Origin of the sequence: Planococcus donghaensis, assembly GCF_001687665.2 — a bacterium.
Lineage (GTDB): Bacteria > Bacillota > Bacilli > Bacillales_A > Planococcaceae > Planococcus > Planococcus donghaensis.
Map to the genome: position 1 here is coordinate 3,170,005 of NZ_CP016543.2, position 16,701 is coordinate 3,186,705.

General features: G+C 41.2%; 18 protein-coding genes. 6 read left to right on the top strand and 12 right to left on the bottom strand.

Annotated features, from left to right (window positions below; genetic code table 11):
- Positions 1 to 186 precede the first annotated feature (186 nt).
- On the bottom strand, positions 187 to 873 hold the full coding sequence (locus BCM40_RS15525) for a Type 1 glutamine amidotransferase-like domain-containing protein (protein WP_065525074.1): 687 nt from the start codon (positions 871 to 873) through the stop codon (positions 187 to 189).
- A gap of 82 nt (positions 874 to 955) precedes the next feature.
- Here BCM40_RS15525 and BCM40_RS15530 point away from each other — a divergent pair, with 82 nt between their 5' ends.
- On the top strand, positions 956 to 1,723 hold the full coding sequence (locus tag BCM40_RS15530; protein ID WP_065525073.1) for a nucleotidyltransferase domain-containing protein: 768 nt from the start codon (positions 956 to 958) through the stop codon (positions 1,721 to 1,723).
- On the opposite strand, the gene BCM40_RS15535 is transcribed toward BCM40_RS15530, so the two are convergent.
- The 9 genes from BCM40_RS15535 to gnd form a co-directional block, all read right to left on the bottom strand.
- Entirely contained in the window at positions 1,715 to 2,266 is a 552-nt protein-coding gene (locus BCM40_RS15535) for a GNAT family N-acetyltransferase (protein WP_065525072.1), read from the bottom strand. The genes BCM40_RS15530 and BCM40_RS15535 overlap by 9 nt on opposite strands.
- A complete protein-coding gene (locus BCM40_RS15540) occupies positions 2,223 to 2,780 on the bottom strand; it encodes a GNAT family N-acetyltransferase (protein ID WP_065525071.1) in 558 nt (185 codons plus the stop codon). The genes BCM40_RS15535 and BCM40_RS15540 overlap by 44 nt, the downstream gene beginning before the upstream one ends.
- A 34-nt stretch (positions 2,781 to 2,814) precedes the next feature.
- On the bottom strand, positions 2,815 to 3,354 hold the full coding sequence (locus BCM40_RS15545; protein WP_065525070.1) for a GNAT family N-acetyltransferase: 540 nt from the start codon (positions 3,352 to 3,354) through the stop codon (positions 2,815 to 2,817).
- Between the two features lie 43 nt (positions 3,355 to 3,397).
- Positions 3,398 to 3,802, bottom strand: coding sequence for a GNAT family N-acetyltransferase (locus tag BCM40_RS15550; protein WP_065525069.1), 405 nt, complete (start codon positions 3,800 to 3,802; stop codon positions 3,398 to 3,400).
- A 161-nt stretch (positions 3,803 to 3,963) separates the two neighbouring features.
- Positions 3,964 to 4,431: a DUF4181 domain-containing protein gene (locus BCM40_RS15555; protein ID WP_065525068.1), complete on the bottom strand. Its 468-nt coding sequence runs from the start codon at positions 4,429 to 4,431 to the stop codon at positions 3,964 to 3,966.
- A 272-nt stretch (positions 4,432 to 4,703) separates the two neighbouring features.
- Positions 4,704 to 5,129, bottom strand: coding sequence for a DUF4181 domain-containing protein (locus BCM40_RS15560; protein WP_065525067.1), 426 nt, complete (start codon positions 5,127 to 5,129; stop codon positions 4,704 to 4,706).
- 357 nt (positions 5,130 to 5,486) lie between these two features.
- The gene (gene gntK / locus BCM40_RS15565) at positions 5,487 to 7,031 is read right to left on the bottom strand and encodes a gluconokinase (protein ID WP_065525066.1); all 1,545 of its coding nucleotides are present in this window, start codon (positions 7,029 to 7,031) and stop codon (positions 5,487 to 5,489) included.
- A 65-nt stretch (positions 7,032 to 7,096) separates the two neighbouring features.
- A complete protein-coding gene (locus tag BCM40_RS15570; protein WP_065525065.1) occupies positions 7,097 to 8,437 on the bottom strand; it encodes a GntT/GntP/DsdX family permease in 1,341 nt (446 codons plus the stop codon).
- 116 nt (positions 8,438 to 8,553) lie between these two features.
- On the bottom strand, positions 8,554 to 9,438 hold the full coding sequence (gene gnd / locus BCM40_RS15575) for a phosphogluconate dehydrogenase (NAD(+)-dependent, decarboxylating) (protein WP_065525064.1): 885 nt from the start codon (positions 9,436 to 9,438) through the stop codon (positions 8,554 to 8,556).
- A gap of 125 nt (positions 9,439 to 9,563) precedes the next feature.
- Here gnd and BCM40_RS15580 point away from each other — a divergent pair, with 125 nt between their 5' ends.
- Together BCM40_RS15580 and BCM40_RS15585 are read left to right on the top strand one after the other, a co-directional pair.
- Positions 9,564 to 10,415, top strand: a complete 852-nt coding sequence (locus tag BCM40_RS15580; protein ID WP_065525063.1) for a MurR/RpiR family transcriptional regulator — start codon at positions 9,564 to 9,566, stop codon at positions 10,413 to 10,415.
- Positions 10,416 to 11,100: 685 nt separating this feature from the next.
- On the top strand, positions 11,101 to 12,324 hold the full coding sequence (locus BCM40_RS15585) for a dicarboxylate/amino acid:cation symporter (RefSeq protein ID WP_065525062.1): 1,224 nt from the start codon (positions 11,101 to 11,103) through the stop codon (positions 12,322 to 12,324).
- A 57-nt stretch (positions 12,325 to 12,381) separates the two neighbouring features.
- Here BCM40_RS15585 and BCM40_RS15590 read toward each other — a convergent pair whose 3' ends face one another.
- Positions 12,382 to 12,936, bottom strand: a complete 555-nt coding sequence (locus BCM40_RS15590; RefSeq protein WP_065525061.1) for a class I SAM-dependent methyltransferase — start codon at positions 12,934 to 12,936, stop codon at positions 12,382 to 12,384.
- A 121-nt stretch (positions 12,937 to 13,057) separates the two neighbouring features.
- Here BCM40_RS15590 and BCM40_RS15595 point away from each other — a divergent pair, with 121 nt between their 5' ends.
- The 3 genes from BCM40_RS15595 to BCM40_RS15605 all read left to right on the top strand — a co-directional run bounded on the left by BCM40_RS15595 (position 13,058) and on the right by BCM40_RS15605 (position 15,376).
- Entirely contained in the window at positions 13,058 to 13,651 is a 594-nt protein-coding gene (locus tag BCM40_RS15595) for a histidine phosphatase family protein (protein ID WP_065525060.1), read from the top strand.
- An 87-nt stretch (positions 13,652 to 13,738) separates the two neighbouring features.
- Entirely contained in the window at positions 13,739 to 14,083 is a 345-nt protein-coding gene (locus tag BCM40_RS15600) for a heme oxygenase (protein ID WP_065525059.1), read from the top strand.
- 93 nt (positions 14,084 to 14,176) lie between these two features.
- Positions 14,177 to 15,376, top strand: a complete 1,200-nt coding sequence (locus BCM40_RS15605) for an MFS transporter (RefSeq protein WP_065525058.1) — start codon at positions 14,177 to 14,179, stop codon at positions 15,374 to 15,376.
- A 244-nt stretch (positions 15,377 to 15,620) separates the two neighbouring features.
- On the opposite strand, the gene BCM40_RS15610 is transcribed toward BCM40_RS15605, so the two are convergent.
- On the bottom strand, positions 15,621 to 16,670 hold the full coding sequence (locus BCM40_RS15610; protein ID WP_065525057.1) for an NAD(P)/FAD-dependent oxidoreductase: 1,050 nt from the start codon (positions 16,668 to 16,670) through the stop codon (positions 15,621 to 15,623).
- Between the last annotated feature and the right edge of the window lie 31 nt (positions 16,671 to 16,701).

A 16,701-nucleotide genomic window follows, 5' to 3' on the forward strand; every position in this document is an offset into this window, starting at 1 on the left:
TGTAGGTTTTCTCCGTCCCTGTCGATTTATGATCAAGGCAGAACTATGCGATTGTAGGGTAATTTTTACGGGTGCAGTTCAGCAAGGATACTGCCCTTAATTTCACTATAGCAGAAGTGAAGGGATTGGGACATGGTTTGAGTCTTGGCATATACCGATGTTACCAAAATAAGCTATTGTAACATTTCACTCCCCCAAATACTCAACCACCAATTCCTCTTCTCCGCCTTTAAATACGCGGTACGCTTTAGCTGCTAGTCTTGAGCTAACTACCTTTTTAATGTCTTGGTCGATATAATGGACTGCTGCTCCGTCATCTGCGGCAATGCCTGGTTGGAGCGTTCCTTGCTCCACAAATTGACGATAGGTCGGTCTTCTTTCTGCCTCGCCATCGTAATGCGGACAATGACTGCCCAGTAAAAACCCGAGCGCCTCGAGTGGTTCGAGTTTGTCGCCATAAGAATCGGTAACACCTTGTTCATACCAGCAAATCGAACCTGCGCTAAGACCCGCTAAAACAATTCCTTGATCCCACGCAGTTTTCAATAGTTGATCCAATCCCCATTCTTTCCAAAGCACCAATAAATTTTTGGTGTTGCCGCCACCCACATAAATAATGTCTTGTTGTAATACAAACGCCTCTAAGTTTCGTGTATGTGGTTTGAATAAAGACAAATGACTCGGTTCACAGTCTTGCTGATTGAAAAAGTTATAAAATTTTTCAATATAACTATCTGCATCTCCACTTGCTGTTGGAATAAAACAGATTTTTGGTCGAGTTTTGTTTGCTTGTTTTAATATGTATTGATCGATTAGCGGGTTGTCTGGCTCCATAGAGAATCCACCGCCGCCCATCGCGATAATTTGTCGCATGTAAAACACCTCTTTTTTTAGAATTGGAACTTTTATCCTCTTCTGCTATAATAAAAAAATTCAGTCATTGGAGGAATTGCTTATGCTTACGCAAGAAATTGCCGTACAACAAATTACGGAGAGCTTAATAAAAAGCCCATATGTGCGCGCCGTTTTTCTAAAAGGTTCCATGGGTAGAAATGAACACGATGAACATTCGGATATTGATCTGTATTGCTTAGTGGACTCAGAACATGAAGAATTGTTTTTGAAAGAACGACTTGCTCACCTTGAAGCGTATCGACCGGTGCTGTTTCAAGACGATATCTTCATTATTGCGCCTCAATTGATTGTGGTTTTTGATAATTTGTTGCATATCGACTTGTTTACGGTAACGGTTGAATCATTTACCACAAAGGATTTTTTCAAAGTGGTGCATGATCCAGAAAATTTGCTCGATCAATTTGTTGCATCGCAAAACCTTGAGCTGAGTAAAGAAGAATATACAGACCATGTTATTGACGTTGCTTGGTTTTTATTTCAATACCGCAAAGCGAGAGGCAGAGGCAATGACGTATGGGCCGTGAAAATGTTATCTTATGTACTTGAGCATTTGGCACGGGTTTTACTGTACCGATATGCGCCTCATCGGGCTCAACTAGGATTAAAAACTATCAGTCACTCACTACCAGACATCATTTTTTCAGAAATCGAGTCTAGTTCCAACTTAATGACTCCTGAAAACCATGCACAAGCTGCATCTCGACTCCGTCAACTGATTGCTAAAGAAGCAAATTGGATCGATAACCACGTTGCAGAGCGCAAAACGATGATGCCACTACTGAATGCGATGATTAACGATTCACATTAGATTTTTCTGCCATTCTGGTTTCAGTAAAGAAAAAACGTACGCATCGTGGGACTGATTTCGCTGATGCAAATAACCACGGAGGCGACCTTCTAATGTAAATCCGAGCTTTTCCAATAATCGGTTCGACGAAATATTTTCCGGGAAAGTGACTGCTCCCATGCGATATAAACCTAGTTCAGAAAAAGCGTAAGTTAATACGGCGCGATTCGCTTCTTGCGTGTAATATTGATGCCAAAAGTCTGGGTGCAGTTCGTATCCAACTTCCGCTTTTTTTGCTTTTACATTCAAGTTGTTTAACCCAATCGTTCCAATAAATCCATCCGTTTCTTTCAAGCGAATCGCCCAGCGTATCCCTCGTTTGGCGCTCCACACCGCTTCGAACGAACGAATCATTTCAACCGCTTCTTCTTGGTAAGTCAAACTATCCATTCCGTAATATACGGTTACTGTATCACGCGACATGACGTCGAAAAATTGTGCTGCATCTTTTTCTTCGATTTTATTTAATATCAATCTTTCTGTTTCCAATACCGGAAATTCCATCTCTCTTCTCCTCTTCTACTGCGTAAATATAAACGTTTTTTCCATGTAGGGAAATCTCTTTTTCTATGGTCATCCCAATATGTTCTGCTACTTTTTGTGAAGCCATGTTATTTTCTTGAATCAAGGAAATAAACCGCTTTTTTCCGAGTTGCTGTAGTCCGTAACATTGTAGAGCTGCCGCTGCTTCTTTAGCATAGCCTTGTCCCCAATATTCTTTAGCCACCCAGTAGCCAATTTCTAATTCTTCTCTACCTTCAATGGTTTGAGTGACAAGTCCAGCATGGCCAATTTTTTTACCATCTTCTTTTCGAATTAGTAATAAAAGTCCTCTTCCTGGGGTTTCCTTGTAAGAGCGATAAATCCAATAAAGAAACTCGAGCGCTTTACTTCTATCTCTCGTCTCGCCTTTGCCAATATAGCGAACTATTTCCGGATCAGCTAATAGTGACCATAAAAAATCAAAATCTTCGTCTGTATATACTCGGAATTGGAGTCTGTCAGACTGAAGACGCATGCAACCAACCCTTTCTTTGCGGCTTTTCTACACTTTAATCATCTCGCGGATTGATGATAGCCATTATTTGGTGATCTTGCCATTTCCCATTGATTTCAACGTTTTTAATGGCGATGCCTTCTTGATGAAACCCAGCTTTTTCTAATACTCGGATAGAAGCCATATGACCAGGCATAACACCTGCTTCAATTCGGTGTAACGCCAACTTTTTAAAAGCGTACGCCACAACTAACTTTATCGCTTCTGTCATATAACCTTTGCCGTTATGTTTTTTATCCAGTGCATATCCAAGAATCGCACTTTGCAAAGGTCCTCTCATCACTTGGACCAAGCTAATTGTGCCAACCAGTACATCCGTGTTGTTTTCAAAAATCCCAAAGCTATACGATTGATCATCTTCTTGTTGCTCGGTATAGATTTCGATTAATTCCCGTTGCATAGCAAGCGTATAAAAATCCGAATAACGCGTTACGGAATACTCTTCAAAAAAATCTCGATTTTCAACTTCTAGCTTTAGTTTTTGTTCAGCATCTCCATGTTGAAAAAAACGAATATACACTTGTTCACCTTTCATTGAAGAACCCCCCTCTACTTAAAACGTTTCACGTGAAACACCTTTATTCTTCTATCGTTTTGCGAAAGCCATAAAAAGGGCGGTATTTTTGTGTTTCGTAGAAACTGCGTGACGTACCGCTAGCTAACAGTTCTATGCGTGTTTTCGGGTATTGATGGTGAACATGACGTATTAATTTTTTCCCTATTCCTAATTTCCGATGTGCTGGACTGACCAATAATTCGCACACATATAAAGTAATAAATCCATCGGTTAAGCCTCTTAAGCAGCCGATTACTTGTCCATCCTTCACGGCAACTACCGCTACTGTAGAGTTGGCCCAAGCCTGTTTTGTCTCTTGCTGCTTTTCTACAAGGTTGTTCCAGCCTTGTTGTTTGTTCAATTCATTAATTGTTGGGAAATCCTTATCCTGGTAAGGGCGGATCAATACCGCTTCTTGGTTAGTCACTCGTATTCCCTCTACTTTCTTTTAATAATGCGATGATTTTATTATTTTGTTCAATCTGCTTTTCTAAATTTAAACGGATTTGACGAATTCAGCTAAATGCAAATGCCACAATAAAAATTGTTCCAATAATATCGCCCATGTTGTTACCTCCTTAATTTCACTTAAAATCCTGGTGATAAAATAAAAAGCAATGTTCCCATGATCACAACAGTTATTGCCATCCCTAGTATTGTGAGCAAGTATTCATTTGGGTTTTTTGCATACTTTTTCTCGAACCCTACCTGAACCAATATCGGGATTATTGTGATGATGGCAATTAGTATAAAAAGATACTCATTGACAGTAAAATCTAGTCCAATAATAATAAGTGTTAAAATTAACACTGCAATCCCTGAGCCTGTACTTACAATTTCGTCCCATTTTTTGTGTAAATCGTTGAAGTGGCTATCTTTTACAGATTTCTTTTTTTCGACTCCTAGAATTTTTCTAAGTAACATATCCACTAAAAAAATACTCACTATGCTACCACCAATAAAAAGAATAAAGCGGAATGCCATTTCACTTTCTGAAATTCCATCTCCAACTAGCATAAGGATACTGTCTTTCACCCTCATCACATCAAGATCCATCTACATCATCCCCTTTGATCGTGAATGACTTCGTAATTTCTTTTATCGTATCATGACGGTTTGGGAAATTATAGATATTTTCTGACAGTTTTATTTATTCCGCAAACAAAGTCTGTGGAATGTACGTATTTTCTCTGGAACGTGCATATCGCCTTGCAGACCGCGCGTATTTTCTCTGCACCGCGCGTATTCTCGCCGAAACGTGCATAAATTCCCCGACCAACAAAAAACACGCATAACTAGCCTCCTAGTTTTGCGCGTTTCGCATATTTTCAATATATATTGAGCATAAACGTAATAAAGTCTGGAAATAAACTAAAGCCAAAAATCATCAAAATCGTAACGTTTGTTAACGCTTCTAAAATGGTGAACAAATAATCATTTGGGTTTTCAGCATGCTTCTTTTCAAACCCTGCTCGCAGCATAACTTGCGCAACTCCCATTACAACAGTTAGTCCGAATATAATTAGGCTAGCTGTAGGTCCGTACTTAATTACTGCCATCGACATGCAAAAAATAAGAATTGCCGACCCTATACTTAATCTGTTTTCCCACTTTTTATGAAGATCGTTGATTGGCTTAGCTTTCTTTTTCTCAACCCCTAAAATTTTTCTCAGAAATAAATTCATTAAATAAATACTTGATCCACTACCAAGTGCAAACAGAAAAATTTGATACGCTATTCCATCAAAGAGCACTTGTTGAACCTCCTTTTACTTCCTCTATTTTCATAAAACAATCAATCGCACTGAAATATCTCCGCCCATAAGCGGAATGTGTGAACGCTAACGTGATCAAATCTTTTCGCTTTATCGTAGCATGATTGATTGGAAAATTATAGATATTATCTGACATTTCACTCTATTTCGCGAGTGAATTTGCTGGAGCGCGCGTATTTTCTTTTTACCGCGCGTATTCCTCCTGCGTCCGCGCATATATCCTCTCAACCGCGCGTATCACCCTTCCCACCGCGCATATTTCCGAAAGATCGCGCATAAGCGTAGCTAAAACAAAAAAACACCCCAAACCAGCGAAACTGGTTCAGGATGCGGTTACTACTCTAAATGTTTCCGTTGAAAATCGGCAATGCTTTCGTACTCTTCTGTCAAAAGACGCGATAAGCGGATATAAATCGGCAAAAGTTCTCGGTAAATGCCCGCCGCTTCTTTTTCTGGCTCATGCGTATGCGTTTGGCCAATCATTTCAGAGACGATGCTAAAATCGTCAATTTCGCCAATTGCGTACATGCCTAGCACCACGGCGCCAAGGCATGAACTTTCAAAGCTTTCTGGAATGACGACTGGTTTGTCGAAAACATCAGCCAGCAATTGACGCCACATATCCGATCGTGCAAAACCACCTGACGCTTGAATGCGTACCGGTTCGCCGGTCAATTCTTCGACTGCTAGCAGCACCGTATACAAATTAAAAACAATGCCTTCTAGCACAGATCGAATCATATGCTGCTTTTTATGATGAATGCTTAAGCCGAAAAATGAGCCGCGTGCGTTGGCGTCCCAAAGCGGTGCACGTTCACCTGTTAAATACGGATGGAACAGTAAGCCGTCCGCTCCGGGATTCACCGTTTCAGCGATTTTCGTGAGAACGTCGTAAGAATCTATACCAAGTCGTTTCGCGGTTTCCACTTCAGACGAAGCAAATTCATCGCGCAGCCAGCGCAATATAATGCCGCCGTTATTAACAGGTCCACCGACTACCCAATGATTTTCTGTCAACGCATAGCAAAATGTCCGTCCTTTTGGATCCGTCTTTGGCTCAGTCGTCACTGTTCGAATGGCGCCGCTTGTGCCGATTGTAACTGCCAAAACACCCGGTTCGATAGCATCTACGCCTAGATTAGCTAACACGCCGTCACTCGCCCCGATAATAAATGGCACGTTTTCAGGAATGCCCATAAAGACAGCATGTTCTGTCACCAGTCCGGTTAGTTGATGCGTAGTCGGAACCGGATGAGACAACTGTGCTGGCGTAATGCCTGCCACACCTAAAGCTTCTTTGTCCCAATCTAGTTGCTCCAGATTGAAAAGTCCTGTTGCTGAAGCAATGGAATGATCCACAATGTACGTTCCAAATAGTTCATGAAAGACAAATTCTTTTATGCCAATAAACTTCGCCGACTGCTCACAAATTTCCGGCTTTTCATCTTTTAGCCAAAGTAGTTTTGCGAGTGGCGACATGGCATGAATCGGAGTGCCGGTACGCAAGTAAATTTCGTGTCCGTTCAGCCGTTCTTTAATGTATTTGGCATGTTTTGAACTTCTCGTATCTGCCCATGTGATGCTTTGCGTCAATAAGCCTCCCGCCGCATCTACGGCAATGAGGCTATGCATCGCTGAACTAAACGACACCAACTTTAGTTGCTTTGTATCTATTTCACTTTTACGGATGGTTTTTCGGACCGAAGTTAACACCGCGCGAAAAATTTCTTCTGGATCTTGTTCAGCTATTAATGGATTGGGAGTATCTAATGCGTAAAACACGGTATCTCCTGCGATGACTTTCCCCGCTCGATCAAACAACACTGCTTTTGTAGACGTCGTCCCAATATCGACGCCTAAATAATACGACTGCTCAGGCATAAAAATCCTCCTCTATATACAAGAAAAAGAAAAAGGCAGTAGCTCCTTTTTCCTTTCCTGTTTCATTAGATAAAAAAGCTTATGATCAACACTACCACGAAACCGGTTAACCCGATAATGGTTTCCATAACCGTCCATGACTTTAATGTATCTTTTACATCCATACCGAAATAACGGTTAACTAACCAGAAGCCTGAGTCGTTAACGTGTGATAAGACGGTCGCGCCGGAAGCAATCGCGATAACGATTAATCCTAGTGCAGGTCCTGTCATGCCCACCATTTCAAGAAGTGGCGTGATCAAACCAGCAGCCGTTACCATCGCCACAGTTGCAGACCCTTGTGCTACACGTACGGCCGAAGCGATCAAAAATGCCAAGACGATTGGCGGTAACGCCGAGTCGCCCATCATATCACCGAGTACTGCACCAACACCTGAGTCAATTAATACTTGCTTGAAAACACCACCTGCACCCGTTACTAAAATGATAATACCTGCAGGTTCAAGCGCTTTCGTCGCAATATCTTGTACTTCTTGGCGCGAATACCCACGCTTTGTCCCCAACAAATAAAACGTCAGCAATGTTGCAATTGTCAACGCAACAAACGGATGACCAAGGAACGTTAAAATTTCACGTACCGTGTTGCCTTCTTCTAGCAACACACCGGATAAAGTATTCAATAAGATCAACACAAGCGGAATCAAAATCAATGACGTGATCATGCCAAAGCTTGGCAGGTCTTTATCGTATTCTTTCTTTTCAAGTTCCATGTAATCTGGAATTTCAATATGTAGCTTTTTGCCGATAAAACGTCCAAATACAGGTCCAGCCAAAATCATTGCGGGAATCCCGGCAAGCACACCGAATAAAATAACCCAGCCAAGTTCTGCGCCAACTAATTCTGCAACCGCAATGGGTCCAGGCGTTGGTGGAATAAAACTATGCGTAACCGCAAGACCCGCGAGTAAAGGAATCCCGTAATGCAAAAGCGACTTCCCTGTTTTTCTAGCCAATCCGTACACAATCGGCACTAAAATAATAAAACCAACATCAAAAAATACAGGAATCGCTACGATAAATCCAGTAATCCCTAACGCCCATTGTGCTTTGTCTTCCCCAAATTTAGCAATCATCGTAGCGGCTAAACGTTCTGCACCACCGGACACTTCAAGCATTTTTCCGAACATCGCACCAAGTCCAACTACTACCGCAACAAATCCAAGTGTGCCCCCCATACCACTTTGAATAGATGCGATTACTTCATTCAGCGGCATACCCGCAGCAATCCCGACAAGTAAACTAACCAATAATAAGGCCACAAAAGCATGTAATTTCGTGCGAATAACTAAGAATAACAATAAAAATATACCTGCAAGCGCTACCATAATCAACATTGAACCTGACATATTTTTTCCCCCTTGGTGTGCAACACATTTATAGTTGATCTTGTTTCATTTGGATATGTCGCAACCAGCAATACCGGACTGGTTGCGACTTCTTCGTACTTTTAAACTACATTCACTTACTTTTTCTCTACCGCATGGCCGCCAAATTCGTTGCGCTGAGCTGCGACGACTTTTCCTGCGAATGTGTCTTCTTCTAACGAACGGTAACGCATCATTAGCGACAAGGTAATCACTGGCGCCGGCACGTTCAAATCAAGCGCTGTTTCTACTGTCCACTTGCCTTCTCCAGAAGAGTTCATCACCCCTTTGATGCCTTCTAGTTTAGCGTCTTTTGAAAATGCATTTTTGGTCATTTCCATTAAGTACGAGCTGATGATCGAGCCATTGTTCCAAACGTCAGCTACTTTTTCAAAGTCATAACCAAATGGACTTTTGTTGAGAATGTCAAAGCCTTCTGCAATGGATTGCATCATGCCGTATTCAATTCCGTTATGAATCATTTTCAAGAAGTGACCACTTCCGGCTTCACCGGTATATAAATATCCATCTTGTACAGAAATGTCTTTCAAAAGTGGTTCGATCGTTTTGAATTTCTCAGCGTCACCACCAATCATCGAACAAATTCCGTGACGCGCGCCTTCTGTTCCGCCACTTGTTCCACAATCAAAGAAGAAAATTCCGTGCTCTTTTAAGTTTGCTGCACGACGTACAGTGTCTTTGTAGTTAGAGTTTCCACCATCAATAATGGAATCCCCTTCTTCGAGTAGCGGAATCAATCCTTGAATAACAGATTCTGTAATTTCTCCAGCGGGTACCATTAACCACAGCGTACGCGGTGCTTTTAGTTCTTTCACCATGGCCTCTATAGAAGAAACTTGGTTAAGATTGCTTTCTTCAACTACTGCATGACTGTCATAGCCGATGACTTCGTGATTATGATCGATTAAATTCAGTGCCAAGTTTAATCCCATTTTTCCTAAACCGATAATTCCAATTTCCATTGAAAAGCCTCCCTTTCTAAAAAAGAATATTTTTCTTTATTTAATTCATTGTATCAAATATTTTTCCGTACGCAACATGTTATTCTATAATAGACAGATATTTTTAAAGAAATGAGGCACGGCTCATGAAACAACAGCAATTTGCGCTGGCTGCCATACGCGGTAGTTACCGCCATTTTAGTGAAAAAGAAAAAAAGATTGCCGATTATGTATTAAATGACCCAAAGAATATTATTCATTTGACGATCAATCAAATTGCGGATGAATTAGGACTCGCGGAATCCACTGTTTTTCGCTTTTGCCAGCGCATTGGCTTTAAAGGATTCCAAGCTTTTAAAATTTCACTTGCCGCAGAAGTTGTCGCTCCTTTAAAAGACATTCATGAAAAAATCGAAGAAGGCGACAGCATTAATGCAGTTACTGAAAAAGTTTTCCGCTCCAATATCAAAACCTTGGAAGACACGTTACAAATTGTCGATGCTGAAGCGATGGAACAAGCTACTCAAAAGTTAATGAACGCTCGAAAAATCGATTTTTACGGCAATGGCGGATCTGCGATGGTTGCGATGGATGGGTACCATAAGTTTGTTCGTCTAGGGCTTCACGTTTCGATGAATTTGGATTCCCATATGCAACTTATGGCCGCTTCTCAACTTCAATCGGATGATGTGGCAATTGTCATTTCCCATTCGGGTTCAACGACTGAAGTACTCGATGTGCTCCGTGTATTAAAAGAAAAAGGTGTAACCATTATCTCTGTGACTAATTTTGCTAAGTCGCCGTTGTCTAAAGAAGCGGATATCGCTCTTTATACCGTTTCCGAAGAAACCGACTTCCGTTCAGAAGCTCTTTCTTCCCGAATTGCGCAATTGAGTTTAATCGATGCGCTTTATACCAATTTAATGATTCTTCGTGGCGATGATGGAAAAAAAGCACTTCAAGATATGCGCGAAGCCATGTCGCATAGACGTCTGTAACCTTAAAAACCCGTTCCTTTTTCTTCAGGAACGGGTTCAGCTTGTAGACGAAAGAATTATTATATTAGTTAACGAATGAATATTCATCTTAACCTATATACTGGATCCTTCGCTCCATGCGGACGCTTTCCGCGGACGAAGCGCTGAGCCTCCTCGTCGCAAGCTCCTGCGGGGTCTCATCACTCCGTTTTTCCGCAGGAAAGTCAGTGACCGAAGGGACTTCGGGCAGTGGCTTTGCGACGAAGCTAGCGCAGCGATGCAGGAGCATATTCTTTGCCCTTCGCCGCATTATGCTCCGGATCCTTGTGTGATTACTCGTTAATCCTCTTGAAATAAATTCGCTGGTTACTCTCTCTAATTAGAGCTATATGCTAACAACCGTTCTGGCCACGAAGACTCCTATGGGACAGCGAAAGCTGAAGACCCCGCAGGAACGCAAGTGACGAGGAGGCTGAAGCTGAGCCCATGGAAAGCGCAGTGGCCAGAACGGTTGTGGTTATACACAACTATAAATTTTCAATAGACTTTGTCTACGGTCTGAGTCCGTTCCTTTTTCTTCAGGAACCGGTTTTTTCATATAAATAAGCAGATGCATTGACACCCCCATCCCCTTGAGATAAGTTAATAAGATGAATTCCGATAGACTTTATAGGGATTTAACTTTTAAAGAAATGAGAGGTACGTTATGAAAGTCATATGGACGAAGTATTTAAATGCTTCATTGATTCTTAAAATTACGATTGCACTTATACTCGGCGTTGCCGTTGGGTTAATATTCGGAGAACAAGCAGCTGTTTTGGCACCTCTAGGTGACTTGTTGCTGAAATTACTAACCTTCTTAATCATTCCTTTAATCTTATTCACGATGATGGTTGGGATTAATCAATCCTCTATCGGTGACCTTGGACGAATGGGTGGAAAAGTGTTTATCTACTACACGCTGAGTTCTGCTTTTGCCATTATTGTAGGTCTTACAGTAGCTAGCTTATTAAAACCCGGCTTAGGGATGCAAATGCAAGGCAATGAAACTTTTGACGTACCGGAAAACCCAGGCATCGTCAGTGTGTTGTTGAACATTGTCCCTTCTAATATTTTCACAGCGTTTACTGAACTCAATTTACTCGGCATTATTTTTATCGCTTTTGCTTTCGGCATTGCGTTATCTTATATGCGTAATTCGACTGAACTTGGGAGCTTAGGCGAGCATTTATACAAAACCGTAAATGCATTAAATGAAATGACGTTGCTCGTCTTAAAAGCGGTGCTTCAATATGTCCCAATCGGAATTTTTGCGATTATGGCTAAAACCGTTGGAAATCAAGGGTTAGATACGCTATTCTCTTTAGGCGAGATGGTCGTAGTATTATACGTTGCACTGATTGTTCAAATTGTGTTGTATGTATTGCTCTTATTGGCATTCAAAATAAACCCACTGGATTTCTTTAAACAAGCACGCACGCCTATGTTAACGGCATTTGTCACGCAAAGTAGTTCGGGTACGTTGCCATTAACGTTGAATGCTGCGAAAAATTTAGGGCTATCCAAAAGTTTATATGGTTTTAGTTTGCCGCTCGGCGCCACAATCAATATGGATGGTGCAGCAATACGGATTGCCGTTTCAGCGGTTTTCGCAGCCAATCTCGTTGGAGATCCATTAAGTATTTCTGAAATGCTGATGGTCGTTCTGGTTGGTACACTTGCATCGGTCGGCACTGCTGGTGTTCCGGGTGCTGGTATTGTGATGATTGCAACGGTATTTGTTCAATTAGGCTTACCGATCGAAGCGGTCGCATTGCTGACTGCTATTGATGCTTTAGTCGGAATGGGTGCCACAGGGCTTAACGTTACAGGAGACTTAGTCGGCACTACTCTCATTGATAAAAATGAAAAGAAACGACAAACAGCTTAACAATCAAAACCCCTTAAAATGAGCAATTGCTCGTCTTAAGGGGTTTTAACTATGACTTTAACTTCTTTTTTTAATCGCAAACAAATGAAACTCAGCATTTGCTTCTTTGTATTCAGTATAATCATCTAGCAAAATGTCCCATTCAAATGGCGAATTTTCGATGATTTGTTTTAATGTGTCTTCGCGTTGTCGTCCTTTAAGGAGACCGTTTACAAAGATGCCTCCCCCTTTTAACTCTGTTAGTATTTTCTCCACAAACTGCGTTTCTTTAGCCAAGTCATTTTGATAAAAATGCAGCATGGAATCTAGTAACACAATATCAATTTCTGCTGAAATCGAATATTCGTATACATTGCCAATACGTCCTTCTACCGACAACTTTTGAAGTTTTGCTTGTCGATTTAGTTGTTCAATGCCAACACTTGAGTGATCGACGCCGATTACTTTATAACCTAGATTGCCTAATGGTAAAGCATCCCGACCTTGCCCACAGCCTAAATCCAAAACCGTTCCTTTTGTTTCGATAGTTGTAAAAAATGCTACAAGACCTGGATAGGGATTTCCAAAATAGTTTTCTTTTTCATAATAATTATCGTACGCCACTTTTTTCATAAGGTACCCTCTCTCCATAAAACTAGTAACTGTACATATTTTTTTAGGCTTTCATTAACATTTGTCTGCTCTTCCGGTTTCCGTTATCCTTTAAAGGAGTATAGCAAAGGAGATGGCTTTCATGACAACAATCGGATTTGTACGACACGGCATCACGGATTGGAATATACAAGGCATCGCACAAGGGTCTGCGGACGTTTCACTTAACGATACAGGACTACAGCAGGCAGAAGCACTTGCAGAACGCTTAGCTCAAGAAGACAAGTGGGACCGAATTATCTCAAGTGATTTGGCACGAGCAAAAGAAACGGCGGAGATCATTGGCAAAAAACTCAATTTACCTGTCAGCCATTTTGATATCCGGCTGCGTGAAAGAAACGGCGGTAAAATCGAGGGCACTACAGAACAAGAACGCATTGAAAAATGGGGAGCCGATTGGCGTAGCCTCGACTTAGATATGGAAAATTTGGATGATGCAGCAGACAGAGGCCTCTCTTTAGTTGAAGACGTGTTAGCCCATTTCAAAGGCGAACGTGTCTTGCTTGTGAGTCATGGTGGATTGATTGGCTTGACGTTAAAAAAACTAATACCTGACAAATTTACAAAAACGTCTTTAGACAACACATCTATTACGATTTTGACGAACGCTGAAAACAAATGGGATTGTTCATTGTATAATTGCACGGTGCATTTGGAAAATAGTAAAAGTTTTTGATGGCTTGCGTGACTCGTTCGTTCGGTGACTGTGATAAAGTAAACAATAGTTAGCACGTCAAATACACGTAAGAAGGAGCGCTTTTTCATGTATATCGTATCGAATCGCATTAAAATGAAACCCGGATTTGCAGAAAAAATGGCGCCTAATTTTTCACGCCCAGGCCCGTTGCAACAACTGGAAGGCTTTATCAAAGTGGAAGTCGCGATCACACAAAACTTGACAGAATACGATGAGCTAAACGTTAATATGTATTGGGAAACGCTCGAAAATTTCGAAGCTTGGAAAACGAGCGATGCGTTTAAACAAGCTCATAAACGCCCTGAAGCTAGTGGCGACGATAATGAACCGAAAAAAGAATCCCCGATGCTAGGCAGTGAGCTCGTTATTACAAAAGTTGTCGGACTTATTGAAGCTACCACTTCAAGCTAAGTGAAATAGACAGATGGCCTAATTGAGGCTATCTGTTTATTTTTTGATTTTTCATACTACCTGACTATTATCTCTTAACAAGGAGTCCCTATTATGAGCAAATTAAAGCCCGCTTTATGGACAAGAGATTTTATCCTTACTTCATTGGTAAATTTCTTTTTGGTCCTCATTTTTTACCTATTGATGGTAACGATTGCTGTTTACGCGGTAACTGAATACGGTGCTTCAACGAGTCAAGCCGGATTAGTTACTGGCATATTCATCTTAGGTGCATTGACTGGCCGGATTTTCATCGGTCGTAGCATTGATAAAATTGGTCGCAAAAAAACATTAATTATCGGTACGGCTTTATTTACGTTAACAACGTTTTTCTACTTTTTGAATTTTGGACTTCCCTTTTTAATGGCTAATCGCTTTCTTCATGGCATGACTTTAGGAATGGCCAGTACTGCTGCTGGAACCATTGTGGCGCAAATTATCCCTATGACCCGTAAAGGTGAAGGCATTGGCTATTTTAGCATGAGCTCAACTTTGGCAGCGGCATTTGGTCCGTTTATTGGCTTAATGTTGAGTCAATACAGCAGTTATGAAATGATCTTTACTGTTTGTTTAGCTCTTGGTGTAGTCACTTTCGTGGTTTCTTTGTTAGTATATGTACCGCCGGTAGAGGCACCCCCAAACGCTTACGTTACGAAAGGGTTTAAATTTTCAAGTTTTGTCGAACCAAAAGCTGTACCTATTGCCATTGTTTGTTTAGTGATTGCACTTTGTTATTCAAGCGTTTTGTCGTTTATCAATTTTTATGCGATGGAGGAAAACCTTGTTCAAGCTGCTAGTTACTTTTTCTTGGTTTATGCAATTGCCATTTTACTATCTCGTCCCTTTACAGGGCGACTGATGGATTTAAAAGGTGCCAACTTTATTATGTACCCAGCATTTGTGCTTTTTGCAGCGGGATTGTTTTTGTTGAATGTATCTAGCAGTAGTGCTGGCTTATTAGTAGCAGGTGCATTAATTGGATTTGGGTTCGGTAACATGCAGTCGACGACTCAAGCTGTAGCGATAAAGTTAACGCCAACTCACCGCATGGGTCTTGCGACATCGACATTTTTCATCGCGATGGATGCCGGACTAGGTTTTGGACCTTATTTTCTTGGCTTTATCATTCCAATGATCGGGTATTCCTCACTTTATGGAATTTTAGGTTTTGTCGTGCTTGCTACTTCTATTCTTTATTATGTATTGCATGGCAAAAAAGAACGTGCTGATGCAGTTGCATTGGGTTATAAATAACTGCTCCGCAAAAAAACGCTTAACCTTTAGGTTAGGCGTTTTCATATTTTACTGCTCTTTTTTCAACCTAGCTACTTCACTCTCAAGAAAATTTAGGCGTTTATGAATTCGATAAAATATTGGCAAATACGCTATGACCACTATGATCATCCATCCCATGGCACATCCCCCTTTTCCACACTTTACCATACATTTTTTGCAAATAAAGGTGAGTTTAAAGATTTTAAATGGATGTACCTTTCTCTCACACTAACAGTTGCTTGACTAACTCTTTGTTGCGCTTTTTAAACACTTCGTTGTGCGAAGACACCATGGCAACTTTACGCGCGTCTGGCTGAATCCATTGTTTAGCTTTATTGACGGCGTTAGCAGCATCTTGGAATGTCCCTGCAATTAAATTCAGTTTCGCTTCGTGCTGTAAAATATCACCGGCTGCATAAAGACCTTCAACAGAAGATTCACTGCTTGGTGTTCCTGCAATGTAATAGTCGTCGGCGATGTCGATGTTTAAAGGACTGTTGCCGAGCAAACTAATGTCTCGTTCATAGCCATGATTGATAATCATTTCATCAATGGAGAGAATTTGAACTTCTCCTGTTCCTTGATGGGTCAGTTCAACAAATTCAATGGCATCTCGGTCGTCCGATGCAATCAGGCGCGTAATGTTGGTCTCTAAATAGCAAATGGCAGATCCGTTCATCAGCTGCGTTACTTGTGCTTCGTGCCCTGCGAGTTCTGGTTTACGGTACGTAACGTACACTTGCTTAGCTATAGGTTCGAGCTCGTTCGCCCAATCGATTGCTGAGTTGCCGCCTCCAGAGATGAGTACGGTTTTGTTTTTAAAGCGTTCTAAAGATTTTACGGTGTAATTTAAATTGGATACTTCAAAACGTTCTGCTCCTTCGATTTGGAGCTTTTGAGGGTTCAAAATGCCCCCGCCTACTGCCACAATCACTGTTTTCGACAAATGCACCTTTCCTGAAGAACCTTTCAATTCAAAAAGTCCCTCTTCGTTTTTGGCAATCGCTTCTATTTTTTCATTCAATACCACTTCTGGCTGGAATGTTAGCCCTTGTGCTACTAGCTGATCAATCAATTTCGCGCCTTGAATTGGAGGTTGGCCTCCCACATCCCAAATCATTTTTTCTGGATAAACATGAATTTTCCCACCTAACTGTGGTTGAAATTCGATAATCTTTGTTTTCATTTCTCGTAAGCCACTGTAGAAAGCCGAGTATAACCCCGCTGGCCCCCCACCAATAATTGTCACATCAAAAAGTGTGTTTTTCTCCATTTTTATGTAACTCCTGTCCTTTTGAATTTGC

Coding starts and splice junctions, on each gene's coding strand:
- BCM40_RS15580 (WP_065525063.1), top strand. CDS start 9,564: ATGAAACAACAGCAATTTGCGCTGGCTGCCATACGCGGTAGTTACCGC.
- BCM40_RS15605 (WP_065525058.1), top strand. CDS start 14,177: ATGAGCAAATTAAAGCCCGCTTTATGGACAAGAGATTTTATCCTTACT.
- BCM40_RS15555 (WP_065525068.1), bottom strand. CDS start 4,431: ATGGATCTTGATGTGATGAGGGTGAAAGACAGTATCCTTATGCTAGTT.
- gntK (WP_065525066.1), bottom strand. CDS start 7,031: ATGCCTGAGCAGTCGTATTATTTAGGCGTCGATATTGGGACGACGTCT.
- gnd (WP_065525064.1), bottom strand. CDS start 9,438: ATGGAAATTGGAATTATCGGTTTAGGAAAAATGGGATTAAACTTGGCA.
- BCM40_RS15535 (WP_065525072.1), bottom strand. CDS start 2,266: ATGGAATTTCCGGTATTGGAAACAGAAAGATTGATATTAAATAAAATC.
- BCM40_RS15600 (WP_065525059.1), top strand. CDS start 13,739: ATGTATATCGTATCGAATCGCATTAAAATGAAACCCGGATTTGCAGAA.
- BCM40_RS15545 (WP_065525070.1), bottom strand. CDS start 3,354: ATGAAAGGTGAACAAGTGTATATTCGTTTTTTTCAACATGGAGATGCT.
- BCM40_RS15525 (WP_065525074.1), bottom strand. CDS start 873: ATGCGACAAATTATCGCGATGGGCGGCGGTGGATTCTCTATGGAGCCA.
- BCM40_RS15570 (WP_065525065.1), bottom strand. CDS start 8,437: ATGTCAGGTTCAATGTTGATTATGGTAGCGCTTGCAGGTATATTTTTA.
- BCM40_RS15585 (WP_065525062.1), top strand. CDS start 11,101: ATGAAAGTCATATGGACGAAGTATTTAAATGCTTCATTGATTCTTAAA.
- BCM40_RS15530 (WP_065525073.1), top strand. CDS start 956: ATGCTTACGCAAGAAATTGCCGTACAACAAATTACGGAGAGCTTAATA.
- BCM40_RS15595 (WP_065525060.1), top strand. CDS start 13,058: ATGACAACAATCGGATTTGTACGACACGGCATCACGGATTGGAATATA.
- BCM40_RS15540 (WP_065525071.1), bottom strand. CDS start 2,780: ATGCGTCTTCAGTCTGACAGACTCCAATTCCGAGTATATACAGACGAA.
- BCM40_RS15610 (WP_065525057.1), bottom strand. CDS start 16,670: ATGGAGAAAAACACACTTTTTGATGTGACAATTATTGGTGGGGGGCCA.
- BCM40_RS15590 (WP_065525061.1), bottom strand. CDS start 12,936: ATGAAAAAAGTGGCGTACGATAATTATTATGAAAAAGAAAACTATTTT.